Below are 18213 nucleotides of genomic sequence, written 5' to 3'. Positions count from 1 at the left end.
GGGTGCAGGTGGAAGTTTTCTTCATTTTGATGATTTTCTTTTAGGTTTGGAGAAGGTATTGTTGAACGAGAAGGCATGGGGTGAAACATTTAACTTATCCTCTTTTTATATAACCTGGGAAGAGGTAGCCAAGATGATTGTTGAGATTGCTGGTTTGGGGAGTGTGGAGACAGTATCACAATCAGAATGGAAGGGGAGTTCTTTCATTGCAGATGAGTGGAATTTAACTTACAAGAAGCTAGGAGACCTTTTAGGATTTTCTCCTCTCTATCCTAATGATGAAGCAAAGAAATTATTAAAAGAGGCTATAAAAGATTGTAAAGAAAATATGCTAAAGGAATAACCCTTTAATAGTCATTATAAAACCGTTCTATTTAGGATAGATAGAGCGGTTTTTTTAATATCTTCTATCTTTTTCATAAGATTTTTAGTATAATAACTTTTTTATTTTAATCTTTTAAAATAGTAGAGGGGAAAAGGATGAAATTTGTAAGATTTTCAATAGAAGCTAAGGAAAAGCTCGGTATTATTGAAAATGATATCATTAAAGAGATCAAAGGAGATTTTTTTAATGAGTATAGCATAACGGACAAAGAGTATAAAAATGAAGATGTCAAAATTCTTCCACCATGTATTCCTACCAAGATAGTAGCAATAGGATTGATATATAAAGACCATATAGAAGAGCTGGGATTTCCCTTTCCAGATGAACCCATAATCTTTTTCAAACCAACGACAGGTATCATAGGCCATGAAGACGCTATTATCTATCCCTCGATGACGAGTAGAGTCGATTATGAAGCTGAGTTGGCCATTGTAATAAAGGATAAGATCAAAGATATAGACGAAAATGATGCCTCCAAACATGTTTTGGGATACACTTGTTTTAACGATGTTACAGCAAGAGACCTTCAAAAAAAGGATATCCAGTGGACAAGGGCAAAGGCCTTTGATACTTTTTCTCCTGTAGGTCCTTATATCGTTGATGATATCGATCCAAACAATGTCCTTGTTGAATCCTATTTAAACGGTGAGTTGAAACAATCTTCAAATACAAAAAATTTTATTTTTAAGGTTGAAAAACTCATCAGTTTCATATCTAAGGTAATGACTTTGCTTCCTGGTGATATCATAGCTACCGGCACTCCCTATGGAGTAGGGCCAATGAACAGTGGAGATGTTATCGAGATTAAGATAGAAGGTATTGGTACATTAAAAAACCATGTTAAAAAAGCTTAATTTTATCATCTCCATTAAAAAGAGAGGTATCAAGAGTAAGAGAAACTTATGGTTTGAGAAGGTTAAGGTGTTTAGAATCAAAACTCTATATTTCTTTTCTGTTGACTATCATAATAAGGTATGTTAATTTTAAATATTTATAATTAACTGTTTTATAAGAAGTGAATCAAGAGAGGGGTGATTTATGCGAAGTGATTTGATGAAAAAAGGGGTTGCAAGGGCACCTCACCGGTCCTTAATGAAATCATTGGGTTTGACAGATGAAGAGATAAATCAACCCATTATTGGTATAGCTAACTCTTTTACTGAAATCATTCCCGGTCATATTCATCTGAATAATCTCGTAAAAGCAGTAAAAGAGGGGATCCGTTTAAAAGGAGGGACCCCTATTGAGTTTGATACAATCGGAGTCTGCGATGGGATTGCCATGAACCATTTAGGGATGCTCTATTCTCTTCCGAGCAGAGAGGTCATTGCTGATTCCATAGAAATCATGTCTATTGCCCATCCCTTTGATGGTCTCGTCTTTATAACGAATTGTGATAAGATCGTTCCCGGCATGTTAATGGCTGCCTTAAGGATAAACATTCCTTCTGTTGTTGTTAGCGGCGGTCCTATGCTGTCCGGTAAATTTCAGGAAAGGGATGTGGATGTTGCTACTGTTTTTGAGGCTGTTGGTGCTGTTCAGGCAAAAAAGATGACCAAGAAAGAGTTGGAAGAATTAGAAGAAAGCGCCTGTCCTACTTGTGGTTCTTGTGCTGGAATGTTTACAGCCAACTCCATGAATTGTTTGACTGAAGCTCTAGGAATGGGGCTGCCGGGAAATGGGACAATTCCTGCACCCATGTCTGCTCGGTATCGACTTGCTAAAGAGGCGGGTATGCAGGTGATGAAGCTGATTGCAAAGGATATAAAACCAAGGGATATCGTTACGATGGATGCAATACGAAATGCCATTGCTTTTGATATGGCTGTTGGTTGCTCAACAAATACGATTCTCCATCTTCTTGCTATTGCCGATGAGGCAGGTATCAGTTTTGATTTGGACCTTTTTCATAAGATAAGTGAAAAAACCCCATTGCTCGCTAAACTTAGTCCAGCAGGGAGCCATCACTTACAAGATCTGTATGAAGCAGGTGGGGTTCAGGCCTTGATGAAAGAGGTGTCTAAAAAGGGTTTGATCCGTAAAAAGGCCATGACCGTTACAGGAAAGACGGTTGGAGAAAACTTAAAGAGATCTAAGGTTTTGAGAAGAGACGTTATTAGAACCTGTGATGATCCATATGATAAAAGAGGAGGACTGTCAATCCTTTGGGGTAATCTTGCACCTGATGGAGCTGTTATAAAACGTTCAGGAGTATCAAAGAAGATGTTTAAACATAGTGGTCCTGCACGGGTATTTAATTCTGAAGAAGAGGCGTCAAAGGCTATCTTTGGAGGGAAAATAAACCCAGGAGATGTCGTGGTTATTAGGTACGAAGGTCCAAAGGGCGGTCCTGGCATGAGAGAAATGTTATCACCGACAGCAGCAATCATGGGAAGAGGCATGGGAGAATCGGTTGCCCTCTTGACAGATGGGCGTTTTTCAGGAGCTACAAGAGGACCATGTATTGGTCATATATCTCCTGAAGCCATGGCTGGTGGTCCTATAGCTATTGTTAAAAATGGTGATACGATAACGATAGATATCCAGAATCAGAGAGTGGATGTTAAGTTGGAAGAAAGTGAGTTGAAGAAGCGCTTGAAAGATTGGAAACCACCAAAGCCCAAGATAAATAGAGGATATCTCCTGAGATATGCCAAGCTAGTAACCTCCGCGAGTACAGGTGCTGTTTTAAAGGTCTCACCTTAAAAGAGTAAAGGAGTGATACAGAAATGAAATTGACAGGGGCTGAGATATTTATCGAGAGTCTTTTGAAAGAAGGGGTGAAGACTGTTTTTGGAATTCCTGGTGGAGCTGTGTTGAATATCTTTGATGTGTTGTTAGGCTCCCCGATAAAACTTATACTTAACCGCCACGAACAGGGCGCTGTTCATGCAGCTGATGGATTTGCAAGAGCATCAGGAAAAACAGGGGTCTGTATCGTAACCTCTGGTCCGGGTGCTACAAACACGGTAACGGGGATTACCACTGCCTACATGGATGCTATACCGATTGTAGTCTTTACAGGGCAGGTTCCTACCTCTGTTATAGGGAATGATGCCTTCCAAGAGGCAGATATTATTGGTATAACAAGGCCCTGTACAAAGCATAGTTATCTCGTAAAGGATGTTAATGAACTGGCAAAAACAATTAAAGAGGCTTTCTATATAGCCAGCACAGGGAAACCAGGTCCTGTTTTAGTCGATCTGCCAAAGGATGTTGTAACTGATAAGACAGAGTTTGATTATCCTAAAGAAGCAAAGATAAGGAGTTATAATCCTACTTATTCTGGTCATATGGGACAGATCAAGAGGGTTTCTAAAGCTTTGGTTCAGGCGAAGAGACCAGTAATCTATGTAGGAGGAGGGGTCATTCTTTCTGAGGCCTCTGATGAATTGAAGCAATTGGCTGTGTTGACCCAAACCCCTGTCACGACAACTCTTATGGGGCTTGGGGCTTTTCCTGAAGATCATAAGCTTTCTTTGGGAATGTTAGGGATGCACGGCACATACAGGGCAAATATGGCAATGGTAGAGGCTGATCTTATTATTGCTATCGGTGCAAGGTTTGATGATAGAATTACAGGAAAGCTCGATGAATTTGCTCAAGATGCAGTAGTGATCCATATTGATATCGATCCTACCTCTATTAGTAAAAATGTTCCTGTTAATATTCCTATCGTGGGCGATTCAAAGGATGTTTTGAATAAGTTGCTTACCATAGTGAAAAAAGAAGAAAACAATTGGAAGAAGGATCATCAGCCGTGGTTGAATCAAATTGAGAAATGGAGAAAAACCTTTCCTCTTGCTTATAAACAAGGAAAGTCAAAGATTAAACCCCAGTATGTAATAGAGCAGATTTATGACCTGACAAAAGGAAATGCGATTATTGCATCAGACGTGGGTCAACATCAGATGTGGATAGCCCAGTACTATAAGTTTATAAAGCCGAGAACATGGCTCACATCAGGTGGCTTGGGAACAATGGGTTATGGTTTTCCTGCTGCCCTTGGTGCGCAGGTGGCATTTCCAAAGAGCTTAGTTTTCAGTATTAGTGGAGATGGTAGTTTTCAAATGAATATGCAGGAATTAGCTACAGCAATAGAATATAATCTGCCAGTGAAGATTGCTATCATAAATAACGGATATCTAGGAATGGTAAGGCAGTGGCAGGAGATATTTTTTAATAAGCGTTATTCGTATTCGGATATTGCAGTGGCTCCAGATTTTGTAAAATTGGCAGAGGCGTTTGGGGCTGTGGGTCTGAGGGCAGAGAAACCTCAGGATGTTAAAAGGATTCTTAAAAAAGCTATTGCTACTCCTAAACCGGTAGTGATGGATTTTATTGTAGAAAGAGAAGAGAATGTCTATCCCATGGTCCCATCAGGTAAATCTATAAAAGATATGTTATTAGCATAGGAAATTAAATATCGATGAAAAATAAGAATCGTGAAAAGAATACTGATGAAAAATGTTATACGATTGGGGTTTTAGTCGAAAACAGGTTTGGTGTATTGTCACGTATTGCAGGACTATTTAGCGGTAGAGGATATAATATTGACAGCCTTTCTGTAGCCGAAACCCTTGATCCTACAGTATCAAGGATGACTATCGTTACAAAAGGAAATGAACATATCATAGAACAGATAATGAAGCAACTTAATAAGTTGATTGATGTTATTAGAGTTATTGATCTGAGTGAGGAAAAGTATGTTGATAGGGAGTTGGTATTAATTAAGGTGAATGCCAAATCCTCAGTGAGGGCAGAGCTTTTAAGGATTACTGATATTTTTCGCGGAAACATTGTTGATGTCAACTCAGACACGTATACCATAGAGGTTACTGGGGACGAAGATAAGATTCAGGCAATAATCGATTTAATGAAACCAATGGGGATAAAAGAGATTGTGAAAACTGGAAAGATAGCGATTTCCAGAGGGAGTAAGGTTTTGAATACTCCTTAGTTATATTTTAAATCTTATGTTTTGATGACAATAGTTTTATGGCAAAAATCAAGGAACGCGTCTCATGAAGGAAAGGGATTTTCCCATAATTAAAGAGGGTTTTTATTTAGCCCTAATTATTTTTTCCCTATCAATTTTTCTATATCTATTGGGGCTTATTTTCATTTCAATAACACTCTTTTTCTTGGCCCTTTTTGTCCTCTTCTTTTTTAGAAACCCTAGGAGGATAATTCCTGATGGAAAAGGAACAATCCTCTCCCCGGCAGATGGAAAGATTGTAGATATAAAAAAGATTAGAGAAGAGATGTATTTGAAGAGAGAAATGATATCTATAAGTATATTTCTTTCGATATTTAATGTCCATATCAATAGAGCTCCTTATTTAGGGGTTGTTAAAAAGATGGAATATTCGAAGGGAAGTTTTTTCCCTGCCTTTCGAGAAAAGGCTTCTTTTCTAAACGAACATAACTCTATTTTGATCAGCTACAGAGATCTGACTATTTTAGTTCGACAGATAGCAGGGGTAATTGCGAGGAGGGTCGTATGCTGGGTCAAAGAAGGAGACTATCTTGATAGAGGCCAGCGATTAGGATTTATAAGATTTGGTTCTCGTGTAGATATTTTGTTACCTTTAGATACAGAGGTTATGGTAAGGTTAGGTGATAGAGTTAGAGGCGGGGAAACTATCATTGGTAGATTAAATTTAGAGGAGTTTTAACATATGAAAACCGGGGTAAAAATATTACCAAGCCTCTTTACAACTGGAAATATATTTTGTGGGTTTTATGCGATTATTGCTGCAATTAATGTTGATTATTATAAATCCGCTGTTGCAATTTTGATTGCTATAGTTTTTGACGGTTTGGATGGAAGAATCGCTAGGATGACAAAGGCCACAAGCGACTTTGGTATAGAATATGATTCTTTAGCAGATATTATTTCTTTTGGCTTGGCACCAGGGTTACTGCTCTATTTGTGGGTATTAAGACCCTTTGGAAGGATTGGATGGTTAGCAGTATTCTTATTTATAATCTGTGGGGCTTTGAGGCTGGCAAGGTTTAATGTGCAACTATCCGAAGAAAAAAGTTATAAGTTTATTGGCCTTCCTATCCCTGCTTCAGCTGGAGTGGTCGCATCTTATGTGATTCTAAGCTATGATTCTATCTTGTTTAGCAAGATTAATCCAGTAGTGATAGCGATGTTTGTTTATCTTCTTTCATTTTTGATGGTAAGTAATATAAAATACAGAAGCTTTAAGTATTTTGAGCTGAGAAAGAGAAGGTCATTTGGGATTTTAATATTCACTATCTTATTTATCTATATTATAGTGACCATCCCTGAGGTCATGATCTTTTTCATATTCTTTTTATATGTTTTATCGGGTCCTCTGGAGAGTGTTTTAGCCTCCAGAAAATCTGAGTCGATGGTTGAAGTAAAAGATAAAACCAGAAATCATTAGTACAATTTACAAAGGGGCTGATTTAAGAGAATAATAATTCAATATATTGCTTATATTCTGAGAGCTGATGGTAGCTGAGAGTAAAAATGCTTCTTCAATTGAATTTGCCCCCTAAAGGAGGGCATATTTAATTTTTTAACTCGGTGAAGTAGACTGCTACCAAGAAAAAATAGGCTCTCGTCCCTATCAATTATCTATCAGGATTTAGGATGAGGGCTTTTTTTTCAAAGCTTAATAATTTAACAAACAGTTTGTTACTGTAGGATAAAAAAATAAATTACAGGAGGAAATAATATGAGTGACAAGATATATATTTTTGACACGACTTTAAGAGATGGAGAACAGGCACCAGGATTTAGTATGAATATAGATGAAAAGATTAATCTAGCCTTACAGCTGGCAAAATTAAAAGTTGATATTATTGAGGCAGGGTTTCCTATCGCTTCAGAGGGAGATTTTGAAGCGGTAAGGGAGGTCTCAAAGACAGTAAAGGGTCCCATAATTGCTGGTTTGTGTCGAGTAAAGAAAAAGGATATCGACAGAGCATGGGAAGCCCTTCAATATGCTGAAAGAGCTCGGATACATACCTTTGTAGCCACATCAGATATCCATCTCGAATACAAATTAAAAAAGACGAGGGAAGAGGTTCTTAAAGAGGCTGTTGAAGCTGTTGGTTATGCCAAGACCCTAACTAATGATGTCGAGTTTTCTACTGAGGATGCGGCAAGAAGCGATTTAGATTTTTTGTGTAAGATAGTAGAATCAGTTATCGATGCTGGGGCGGGTACTGTCAATATTCCAGATACTGTAGGATATGCGATTCCCTATGAATTTGGTGCCTTAATTAAATGTATAATGGATAAGGTGCCAAACATTAGTAAAGCGAGAGTCAGTGTCCACTGTCACAATGACCTAGGATTAGCTGTTGCAAATTCCATTGCAGCTATAGAGAATGGGGCAAGACAGGTAGAGTGTACAATTAATGGAATTGGCGAGAGAGCTGGAAATGCTTCCTTAGAAGAGATTGTCATGACAATCAAGACAAGAAAAGACCATTTAAAACATTATACCACAGTAAAAACAGAAGAAATCTATAAGACCAGCCGGCTCCTAACCAATATTACAGGGGTGTCTGTCCAGCCGAATAAGGCCATTGTTGGACAGAATGCCTTTGCTCATGAAGCAGGAATCCATCAAGATGGTGTTTTAAAAGAGAGAACGACCTATGAGATAATGACTCCTGAATCTATCGGATTGACTAAGAGCAATTTGGTGTTAGGGAAGCACTCTGGAAGACATGCGTTTTCTAATCGACTAAAGGAATTGGGTTTTGATTTGCATCCTGATGATTTAGAAAAAGCCTTTATTCGCTTCAAAAGACTGGCAGATATGAAAAAAGAGATATTCGATGAGGATTTAGAGACTATCGTTCAAGACGAAATTGCGACCTTTCCCCAGACCTTCGAGTTGATTTATATCCAGGCAAGCACGGGCAACCAGACTGTTCCTACGGCTACTGTAAAATTGAAAAAGGATAATGAGATATACCAAGATGCAGCTATAGGAGATGGACCAGTAGATGCTTCTTATCAGGCGATTGATCGCATAACAAAAATACCTGGAAAACTTGTTTCTTATAATATAAGAGCAGTTACAGGGGGAAAGGATGCTTTAGGTGAAGTTGTTATAAAAGTTCAGTTTAATGGAGAGATCGTTACAGGTGTTGGTGCGAGTACAGATGTTATAGAGGCCAGTACTAAAGCCTATTTGAATGCCGTGAATAAGGTTGCTTACAGGCAGAAAAAATAGAGTTTCTTATTCAAAAATAACGGTGTGTTTTTCCTTGCCTGTCTTTTTAAAAAATTCTGAAATTAGTGTATAAGGGTTGGAAATGGAGTGGCTTAAAAAGCTGAAAAAACCAAAAGTTAAGATTAGAACAAAGAAAATTCAAATACCCGAAGGGTTATGGGTTAAATGCGAAAAATGTAAAGAGATTGTTTATAAAAAAGATATTGTCAATAACTTAAATATTTGTCCTAAGTGTAATCATCATTATAAATTAGGGGCTCGAGATTGGGTTTTACTCTTATTAGACGATGGAAGTTTTTCTGAATATGATTCAGGCTTGACCTCTGTCGATCCCCTTAAATTTAAGGATTCAAAGAAATATAAAGACAGAATCAAGGATTCGATCAAGAAGCTCGGTATAAAAGAAGCTGTTTTATGTGGCGAAGGGAAATTAAATAATTCTTTAGTGCAGCTGTGCGTTTTAGATTTTGGATTTCTGGGGGGCAGCATGGCATCAGCAGTAGGAGAGAAGATTACAAGGAGTATTGAAAGAGCACTAAAGAAGAAATCTTCATTAATTATTATTTCTTGTTCTGGTGGAGCGAGAATGCAAGAGGGTATTCTTTCTCTCATGCAGATGGCCAAAACAAGCGCAGCATTAGCTAAACTTTCCAATGCCAAGATACCCTATATATCGATATTAGCCGATCCGACAACAGGCGGAGTTACAGCAAGCTTTGCCATGCTGGGGGATATCAATATTGCTGAGCCAGGAGCCTTGATTGGATTCGCAGGGCCAAGAGTTATTGAACAGACGATTAAACAGAAACTTCCCGAGGGCTTTCAGAGGGCAGAATTTTTGTTAGAGCATGGTATGGTAGATATGGTGGTAATGAGAAAGAATTTAAAATCAACTTTAGAAAAGTTACTCGACTTTTTCAAGGATGAATAAAAAAGGATGCATAAGGGAAGTTCTTTTCAAGCCATCCTCGACAATTTATATGGACTCAAGAGATTTGGCATAAGGCTTGGTCTCGAGAATATTTCCAGTCTTTTATCTGAATTAGGAGAACCCCAGAAATATATTAATGCTATTCATGTTGGGGGAACAAATGGAAAAGGCTCTACCGCTGCCTTTATTTATAATATATTAAATGCCAAAGGATATAAAGTCGGTCTCTTTACCTCTCCTCACCTCTTTAGCATACTAGAGAGGATTCAGATTAATAATACTCCCATTCCCAAAGAAGAATTTATTGGTCTATTTAAGAAGGTTAAAGATGTGATTCCCCAAGACTTGGAGGTGACATTTTTTGAGTTTTTAACGGCCATGGCCCTAAGGTACTTTTTTGATCAAAAGGTAGATTGGGCAGTAATCGAGGTTGGAATGGGAGGAAGATTTGATGCTACAAATTTAATACATCCTAAAGTTTCTATCATTACCAATATTGAGTATGAGCATACAGATTATCTTGGAAAAGATTTGAGAAAGATTGCTACTGAAAAGGGAGGAATTATTAAAAAAGAAGGAATTTTAGTTACTGCTATCAGAGAGCCCGAGATTTTATCTATAATGAAAAAAATATGTCATTCTTTAAATGCCCAGATGTTTGCCATCGACAGGGATTTTGAAGTCAGAACAGATTCTTTTGAGATAACGAGAACAAGATTTCGTTTTAAGGATGAAGATAATTTATTTGAGAGTATAGAGATTCCTTTAGCAGGGGAGTATCAGGTTGATAATGCAGCTTGTGCCATCAAAACTTCTGTGATATTAAACGATTTGGGTTGGGAGATTGGAGAAGAGGATATTAAAAGAGGCTTGAGGGATGTGCGTTGGAGAGGAAGGTTTGATGTTTCAAAGAGAAATCCTATCGTCATCTGTGATGGAGCTCATAATCCTTCCGGCATAAAATCTTTTATGGAGAGTTTTGTTCAGCTTTTTACCTATGATCGGTTATTTGTAATATTTGGTGTCATGAGTGACAAAGATTTTTCAAAAATGGGGGAATGTATTATTCCTCACGCTGATAGCCTCATTCTGGTCAAGCCAAATGTTGAGAGGGCTCTTGATCCAGAGATTATGTTAAGTGAATTCAAAAGATATAAGAAAGAGGTATTGGTTATCAAAAATGTAGGAGCAGCCATTGATCATACACTATCTAGGGCTAGCGAGAAGGATATCATATGTATTATTGGTTCCCTGTATCTTGTTTCAGAGGCATTGCAAATATTAGAATCAGTTTCTGTCAATTCCGGTTGAGCTAATGTTTGGGAGATTTATTCTGAAAAGATTTAGGTCATATATCTTCATTCTATTTTTTTTGACAGCTCTTTTACTTCCATCTAAAACCTTTGGGGATGATAAACAAACAAATATCATTGCCGATGAGATCGTTTATAAAAAAGTAGAAAATCTCATTATAGGAAAAGGCTCAGTAGATGTTCGATATGAAGAAATAAAATTATTGGGGGATAGGATAGAGATAAATACAAAGACGGGTGATGGTATCGCTATAGGGAATGTCCTTGTCGAGGGAAAAGGGAGCAGAATTTCAGGAAAAAAGTTTTTGTTCAATATCTATACTGAAAGAGGAATTATGTTTGATGCTTCTGGATTTGCAGCTCCTTTCTTTTATTTTTCTGGTGATATGGTTGAAAGGATAGCAGAAGATCGATTGAGAATCCAACAAGGAAAGATTACTTCGTGTAAAAGAGACTGTCCTGAAGATAGGGTTCCGTGGGAGTTCAAATCGAAGACATCTAATGTTCAGATAGAACAATTTGCCAAGCTTCAACATCCTTCTTTTCATATCCTCGGTTTTCCCATCCTCTATTTTCCATACGCGATTGTACCAATAAAGACAAAAAGGTCAACAGGCTTTCTTTTCCCAGAGATAGGTTCCAGTAATCAAGATGGTTTTTTTCTGAATAATCTCTTTTTCTGGGCAATTAATGATTATATGGATGCCACCATTGGTTTGGACTATCTCAGACGCCGGGGGACGCGATACAATTTCCAATTCCGATACATGCTGAGCGAGGATACCTTTGGACAGTTTGATGGTGCCTATCTCAAGGACGGGGAATTTTTTAATCAAAGTATAGAACAGAATTCAATACTCTTTGATGGTACGGATGGTTCAGGGCAAAAGACCTCTACAGGTAAGGAATATTATATTGCGAAGCTGGACCATGAACAAATATTTAAGCATGATGTCAAAGGATTATTGCAAATCGATATTGAGAACCAAGGTGAGAACTTTAGTAGAGAATTTATGAATGATCTTGAGCTCAGATCGAGAAGAGATGCTAGGAGCTTTTTATCATTGACAAAGAACTGGGAGACCCGCTCTTTGGAGTTTATTACAGAGCGTATAGAGGGCCTTCAAGAAGGACCAGATGATATCTTTGGAAGGTTGCCAAGTTTGACCTTTACGATTTCTGACGAGAAAATAAAAAATACCCCCTTGTTTTTAAAAATGGATTCATCAGTTGTAAACTTCTTTCAAGACAAGGATAATAATAAAACCGAAGTTTTTAGAGGTGATTTCTTTCCTCAGATTTCCCTTCCCTTAACGAAATTACCTTGGTTTACGATTACTCCAAAAGTTGGTTTTAGGGAGACTGCCTATTCAGAGCAGAGAGAGACGAGTAAGGAAGCAACGAGGGAGTTTTTTGTTGCAGGGACGACCTTTCAAGGACCTACATATTATAATATCTTTAATGCGAATATCGGTGATATTGTTAAGGTAAAACATCTCATCGAACCGACAGTATCCTATGATTATATATCCGATTCTGATGATGAGATAAACGATGATATCAATGTCTTTGATAGTGTCGACTCTTTTGGTCCCCAAAATAGTGCCACTTATTCTTTGACGAATCGAATACTGGCAAAAGAAGAATTAGGGGAAGGAGAGTTTGAAACCAGACAGATTCTAAAATTCGTCATATCTAATAGTTATAGTATTAATGTAGCGAGAGATACTGATGTTCCTTGGAAAAGAGCGTTTTCTGGTATCACTTTAAGTTTGGACACAAATATTTTTAGAAACTTAGAATTTAATGTGGACACTAATTATAATATAGAAGGCGATAAGTTCTCTACTGTAAACAGTGTGTTTCGATATAGTTTAAAAGATTTGGGTTATGTTGATTTAGAAACAAGGTTTTCTCAAGATGCCCTCACAGGCATTACAGATACCAGATATTATATTGGTGGGGTTGGAACTGATTATTTCAAAAAATGGGAGTTTGAGTATAATATCAGATATGATGACCTGGATAATAAAACCGATGAGAACTATTTCAGGGCCAAATATAAATCTCAATGTTGGGCATTAGAGTTCAATTTACTTGACAGGCCTGATGAGACTCAGTTTTTCTTTTTGGTTAGCTTAGTAGGGATTGGAGAAATAGGGAAAGGATTTAGTCTGTCTACTCTTCAAAGAGGTTTAGGTAGTTTTGAAAGGCTTGGAAGATAGGATAATGAATACATATTGACAATATCTATAAAAGATAGTAATTTCATTTTTTAATTTAGAAAAGGACTATTTTTGTTAGGTAAAAACAGAGAAATTAAATCTTTTGATTTAACAGAACAGTATAGAGAGATAAAGGAAGAGATCGATAGTATCCTTGCTGGTGTCTTGTCCAAAGGGCATTTTGTTCTTGGACCAGAGGTTTCTTCTTTTGAAGAAGAGGTAGCTGCTTATTGCGGGGTGAAATATGGTATTGGAGTTGCCTCTTGTACGGATGCTTTACACCTCGCCCTTCTCGCCTGTAATATAAAAAAAGGGGATGAAGTGATTACAACCCCTTTTAGTTTTATTGCAATAGCAGAAGCCATTACCTACTGTCAGGCAACCCCCGTATTTGTAGATATAGACCCAAGAACTTTTAATATTGATTTTCATAAGATAGAAGAAAAGATTACAAAAAGAACGAAGGCGATTATTCCGGTCCATATCTTTGGGTATCCCGTAGATATGGATGCCATTTTAAGAATTGCAAAGAAGTATCAAATTCATGTTATCGAAGATGCGGCTCAGGCCTTTGGCTCAGAATATAAAAGTAAAAAAGTTGGAGCGATTGGTGATGCGGGGTGTTTTAGTTTCTTCCCTACAAAAAACCTTGGGGGTTATGGTGATGGGGGTATGGTAGTAACAAATAATCTTGAGATAGCAAAGAAGGTAAGAATGCTAAGGGTTCATGGCAGTAAAGATAAATATTTTCATTCCACTTTGGGCTATAATAGTCGATTGGATGAGATACAAGCTGCCATATTAAGGGTAAAGCTTAAGCGAGTAGATCGTTGGAACAATATGAGAAGAGAGAGAGCCCATTTGTATAACGACCTATTAAAAGATCTCGATATTGCTCTTCCCTATGAGGAAGACGGCTTTAAGCATGTTTATCATCAGTATACCATAAGGCTTAAAGAGAGGGATCAGTGCAAGAAGTACCTTGCAGATCAGAATATTTCAACCATGGTCTATTATCCCTTGCCTATTCCTGGGCAGAGAATTTATAAAGATTTAGGATACAGAGAAGATGATTTGCCAGAATGTTATAGAGCAACAAGAGAAGTTTTATCACTTCCTATGTACCCTGAATTAGAGAAGGATAATGCTAAGAAGGTTTCTCAAGCAATAAAAAGATTTATTGAAGAGGAGAGCTGATAAAAATGAAAGGACTTATTCTAAGCGGTGGAAAAGGAACGCGACTTAGACCCATAACTCACACCCAGGCAAAACAACTGGTTCCTGTAGCCAATAAGCCCGTTCTTTTTTATGGAATAGAGGCTATCAGGGATGCTGGTATTAAGGATATTGGGATTATTGTAGGCGATACTAAAAAAGAGATAATGGATGCCGTTGGGGATGGTTCGAAATGGGATGTTAAAGTTACCTATATTGAGCAAGAGAGTCCCCTTGGGATTGCCCATGCCGTTCTTATTGCTGAAGAATTTATTAATCGATCACCTTTTGTCGTGTATTTAGGCGATAATCTTATCAAATATGGGATAAAGGATTTTGTTAATGAATTCTTATCCCATAAGCCAAATGCGCAGGTTTTGTTGGCTGAGGTTCCCAATCCCCATCAATTTGGAGTGGCAGAGCTTTCAGAAGGAAGGGTCATCAACCTGGAGGAAAAACCAAAGAAACCTAAGAGCAATTTAGCCTTGGTGGGGGTATATATGTTTGATCATACTATTTTTGAGGCTGTCAAAAATATAAAACCCTCACGGAGAAAGGAATTAGAAATTACTGATTCCATTCAATACCTTATTGACAATGGCTTTAACGTTCAATCCCATATCATTAATGGATGGTGGAAGGATACGGGGAAGCTCGAGGATATGCTAGAGGCTAATCGAATCATTTTAGATACATTGAAGACCGATATAAAAGGAGAGGTTGATAAAGACTCCCATATCGATTTTAAGGTAGTATTAGAAGAAGGGTCATCAGTTACCCATAGTATTATCAGAGGGCCAGCGATTATAGGGGCTGGGTCTAAGATCATAAACTCTTATGTAGGACCATTTACCTCTATTGGCAAGGATGTCATCATCGAAAATACTGAAGTTGAGCATAGCATTGTCTTGGAATCGAGTTCAATTTTAAATGTCAAGATAAGAATTGCCGACAGCTTAATAGGTAAAAATGTCAAGGTATCTAAGTTACCGCATAAACCAGAGGTCTATCGTCTCATGTTGGGAGATTATAGCGAAATAGGGCTCATATAATTTATATAAAGGAAATCCTATGATAGAAGGGGTTAAGATTAAAAAATTGAAAGTCATGCCTGATACAAGGGGAAGACTTATGGAGATCTTAAGAGCGGATGATGACCTATTTGTAAAGTTTGGCCAGGTCTATATGACTGCTGCATATCCTGGTGTGGTTAAGGGATGGCACTATCATAAAAAACAGACTGATAATTTTGCCGTTGTAAAGGGAATGATGAAAGTGGTCCTTTATGATAATCGTAAAGGCTCTTCTACATATGGTGAAGTCAATGAGTTCTTCATGGGGGATTATAATCCTCTGCTTATTTCAGTTCCAAAAGAGGTTATCCATGGATTTAAATGTATAAGTGAAACAGAAGCCATTGTTATTAACTGTCCTTCAGAGGTCTATAATTATGAAGACCCTGATGAGTTTAGGATAGATCCCCATAAAAATGACATTCCATATGATTGGGCTGACAGGGATGGTTAGATGTGAGGTTATCTTGTAAAGAAAGAGGTAATCTCAGATAAAGATTTTTCTAAACATGACTTTTTTTGCGGAGGAAGATTGAAAGGGGTTCTTGTTACAGGCGGTGCAGGTTTCATAGGTAGCAATTTTGTAAGGTATTTTCTTAATAAATACCCTGAATATTTTGTTGTCAATCTGGACAAACTCACCTATGCCGGAAATCTTGACAACCTAAAAGATATCGAGAATTTTAAAAATTATCAATTTATCAAAGGAGATATTACAGACGAAAAGCTCGTAAATAAGATAGGAAAAGATATCAATGTTATCATCAATTTTGCTGCTGAAAGCCATGTTGACAGATCAATAGGGGATCCATCTCAATTCATTATGACAGACGTATATGGAACGTATGTTCTTCTGGAGATGGCAAGAAAGTACAAGATAGATCGATTTATCCAGATTTCAACTGATGAGGTGTATGGAGAAGCTATTGACGAACCATGCTTAGAAACAGACCCCCTGATGCCAAAAAGTCCATATGCGGCAAGCAAGGCAGGAGCCGACAGACTCGTTTTTTCTTACTGGGCAACATATAATCTTCCTGTAGTCATTACAAGATGCACCAACAATTATGGTCCAAACCAATATCCAGAAAAAATGATCCCCCTGTTTGTTACAAATGCACTAGAGAATAAGCCCCTTCCTGTATATGGTGATGGCGAAAATACTAGGGACTGGATCTATGTAGAGGACCACTGTCAGGCATTGGATGTAACTCTTCATAGTAAAGGGGTTGAAGGAGAGGTTTTTAATATCGGTTCAGGGATTGAAAAAAGCATATTAGATATCGCTGAGATGATTTTAGTCATTCTTCATAAGCCAAAATCTCTTATTAAATTTGTTAAAGACAGACCAGGACATGTGAGGCGTCATGCCGTAGATACGAGGAAGATAAAAAATCGGCTCAAATGGGATTCTGCCACAGGCTTTTCAGAGGCTTTGGAGAAGACCATTAAATGGTATGTGAATCATGAATGGTGGTGGAAGAAGATCAAGAGCGGAGAATATATGGAGTATTATAAAAGAATGTATAAAGGTCTTTAGGTCTGGTTAAAGGAGAGATATTTGAAACTGATCGTAAAAAAATCTAGCCTAAAGGGAAGAATTAGAATACCCTCTTCAAAATCACAAACCATCAGGGCTTTAATTATTGGGTCGCTAGCTTCTGGAGAATCTCAAATCAAAAATCCCCTGGAATCCTCAGATACCTTTTCTTGTGTAAAGATGTGTCGGGCTTTTGGTGCGAAGATTGAGATGGGAACTCATTGGATTGTCAAAGGAGGGGGGCGGGATCTCAAAGTACCACAAAATATTATTGATATTAGAAACTCAGGAACAAGCTGCAGGCTAGGGCTAGGGATGGCATCTCTGTGCGAGGGCTATTCTGTTTTCACAGGTGATGAGCAGACGAGAAAAAGACCGATGCAGTCGTTGATCAATGCATTGAATAATTTAGGCGCTCGTGTCTTTTCCACAGGGGAGGGTGGCCAGCTTCCCGTTGTTGTTCGAGGAAGAATGAAAGGGGGTGTGACTGAGGTAGATGGAGTAACATCGCAGTTTCTCAGTTCCCTCCTTATTAGCTCTCCCTTAGCTGATAGGGATTCTAAGATATGTGTTTCCAATCTTAGGGAAAGGCCATATGTTGAGATGACTTTAAGTTGGTTGGACAGGAGAGGGATAGAGTATAAAAATAGAGATTTTGAAGAATTTGAAATAAAGGGTGGACAATCATACAAACCGTTTCAGGAAGAAATGTCAGGTGATTTTTCCTCTGCTACCTTTTTTTTCTGTGCGGGTTCTCTGTCAGATTCTCATATTCAACTAGAGGGTCTTAATATGAGTGACCCTCAGGGAGATAAAAAGGTTATAGATGTATTGAGAGATTTAGGAGCTTCTATTGATATCGCTCCACAATTGATAGAGGTAAGAGGGGGAAGTCCATTACAAGGTGGAGAATTTGACCTGAGTAATATTCCAGATGCGCTCCCATCCCTTGCAGTAACAGCTTGTATTGCAGAAGGGAAAACCGTCTTAAAGAATGTTTCTCAAGCGAGGATTAAAGAGACAGATAGGATTGCGGTTATGAAGAAAGAGCTAGAAAAGATGGGGGCTCAAATTGAGGAGATGCCTGATGGATTAATCATAAAAAAGAGTCCATTAAAAGGGACAAAAGTTCATGGTCACTCAGACCATCGAGTTGTGATGGGTTTGGCTATAGCAGGTTTGGTAGCAGAGGGTGTGACTGAAATCAGCACTGCTGAGGCCATAAAGATAACCTTTCCAAATTTTATTACTCTTATGAAGAATCTTGGTGCGGATATGAGTCTGATAGACGATTAACTGATAA

At 37.9% G+C, this 18213-nt stretch carries 16 protein-coding genes; all 16 read left to right on the top strand.

Annotation, left to right across the window (positions count from 1 at the left end; all coding sequences use genetic code 11):
* Nucleotides 1–343: hypothetical protein (locus tag VMW81_04210; protein HUU50140.1), on the top strand; the 343-nt coding region annotated here is incomplete at its 5' end.
* A gap of 137 nt (nucleotides 344–480) precedes the next feature.
* Nucleotides 481–1239 (top strand): fumarylacetoacetate hydrolase family protein, encoded by a 759-nt coding sequence (locus VMW81_04205; protein ID HUU50139.1) that lies wholly within the window; start codon nucleotides 481–483, stop codon nucleotides 1237–1239.
* 184 nt (nucleotides 1240–1423) lie between these two features.
* A complete protein-coding gene (gene ilvD, locus VMW81_04200) occupies nucleotides 1424–3091 on the top strand; it encodes a dihydroxy-acid dehydratase (GenBank protein HUU50138.1) in 1668 nt (555 codons plus the stop codon).
* A 23-nt stretch (nucleotides 3092–3114) separates the two neighbouring features.
* Nucleotides 3115–4800 carry a biosynthetic-type acetolactate synthase large subunit gene (ilvB, locus tag VMW81_04195; protein ID HUU50137.1) on the top strand — a complete coding sequence of 562 codons (1686 nt, stop codon included), beginning with the start codon at nucleotides 3115–3117 and terminating at the stop codon, nucleotides 4798–4800.
* A 14-nt stretch (nucleotides 4801–4814) separates the two neighbouring features.
* Nucleotides 4815–5345 (top strand): acetolactate synthase small subunit, encoded by a 531-nt coding sequence (ilvN, locus tag VMW81_04190; protein ID HUU50136.1) that lies wholly within the window; start codon nucleotides 4815–4817, stop codon nucleotides 5343–5345.
* A gap of 64 nt (nucleotides 5346–5409) precedes the next feature.
* Nucleotides 5410–6063, top strand: coding sequence for a phosphatidylserine decarboxylase family protein (locus tag VMW81_04185; GenBank protein HUU50135.1), 654 nt, complete (start codon nucleotides 5410–5412; stop codon nucleotides 6061–6063).
* Nucleotides 6064–6066: 3 nt separating this feature from the next.
* On the top strand, nucleotides 6067–6804 hold the full coding sequence (pssA, locus tag VMW81_04180; protein HUU50134.1) for a CDP-diacylglycerol--serine O-phosphatidyltransferase: 738 nt from the start codon (nucleotides 6067–6069) through the stop codon (nucleotides 6802–6804).
* A 294-nt stretch (nucleotides 6805–7098) separates the two neighbouring features.
* Complete coding sequence (locus VMW81_04175; GenBank protein ID HUU50133.1) at nucleotides 7099–8613, top strand: 2-isopropylmalate synthase; 1515 nt, start codon at nucleotides 7099–7101, stop codon at nucleotides 8611–8613.
* 82 nt (nucleotides 8614–8695) lie between these two features.
* The gene (gene accD / locus VMW81_04170; protein ID HUU50132.1) at nucleotides 8696–9544 is read left to right on the top strand and encodes an acetyl-CoA carboxylase, carboxyltransferase subunit beta; all 849 of its coding nucleotides are present in this window, start codon (nucleotides 8696–8698) and stop codon (nucleotides 9542–9544) included.
* Nucleotides 9545–9550: 6 nt separating this feature from the next.
* Entirely contained in the window at nucleotides 9551–10855 is a 1305-nt protein-coding gene (locus VMW81_04165; protein ID HUU50131.1) for a folylpolyglutamate synthase/dihydrofolate synthase family protein, read from the top strand.
* Nucleotides 10856–10859: 4 nt separating this feature from the next.
* Nucleotides 10860–13082 carry an LPS assembly protein LptD gene (lptD, locus tag VMW81_04160; GenBank protein HUU50130.1) on the top strand — a complete coding sequence of 741 codons (2223 nt, stop codon included), beginning with the start codon at nucleotides 10860–10862 and terminating at the stop codon, nucleotides 13080–13082.
* Nucleotides 13083–13154: 72 nt separating this feature from the next.
* Complete coding sequence (locus VMW81_04155) at nucleotides 13155–14279, top strand: DegT/DnrJ/EryC1/StrS family aminotransferase (protein HUU50129.1); 1125 nt, start codon at nucleotides 13155–13157, stop codon at nucleotides 14277–14279.
* A 5-nt stretch (nucleotides 14280–14284) separates the two neighbouring features.
* Entirely contained in the window at nucleotides 14285–15349 is a 1065-nt protein-coding gene (locus VMW81_04150) for a glucose-1-phosphate thymidylyltransferase (GenBank protein HUU50128.1), read from the top strand.
* A gap of 19 nt (nucleotides 15350–15368) precedes the next feature.
* Complete coding sequence (locus tag VMW81_04145) at nucleotides 15369–15824, top strand: dTDP-4-dehydrorhamnose 3,5-epimerase family protein (protein ID HUU50127.1); 456 nt, start codon at nucleotides 15369–15371, stop codon at nucleotides 15822–15824.
* 78 nt (nucleotides 15825–15902) lie between these two features.
* The gene (gene rfbB / locus VMW81_04140) at nucleotides 15903–16910 is read left to right on the top strand and encodes a dTDP-glucose 4,6-dehydratase (protein ID HUU50126.1); all 1008 of its coding nucleotides are present in this window, start codon (nucleotides 15903–15905) and stop codon (nucleotides 16908–16910) included.
* Between the two features lie 21 nt (nucleotides 16911–16931).
* Nucleotides 16932–18206, top strand: a complete 1275-nt coding sequence (gene aroA / locus VMW81_04135) for a 3-phosphoshikimate 1-carboxyvinyltransferase (GenBank protein ID HUU50125.1) — start codon at nucleotides 16932–16934, stop codon at nucleotides 18204–18206.
* Nucleotides 18207–18213 lie beyond the last annotated feature (7 nt).

The organism is Nitrospinota bacterium (assembly GCA_035528715.1).
Lineage (GTDB): Bacteria > JADFOP01 > JADFOP01 > DATKYB01 > DATKYB01 > DATKYB01.
Note: the sequence above shows the minus strand (reverse complement) of the source record. Positions and strands in the feature narration are given on the sequence as shown.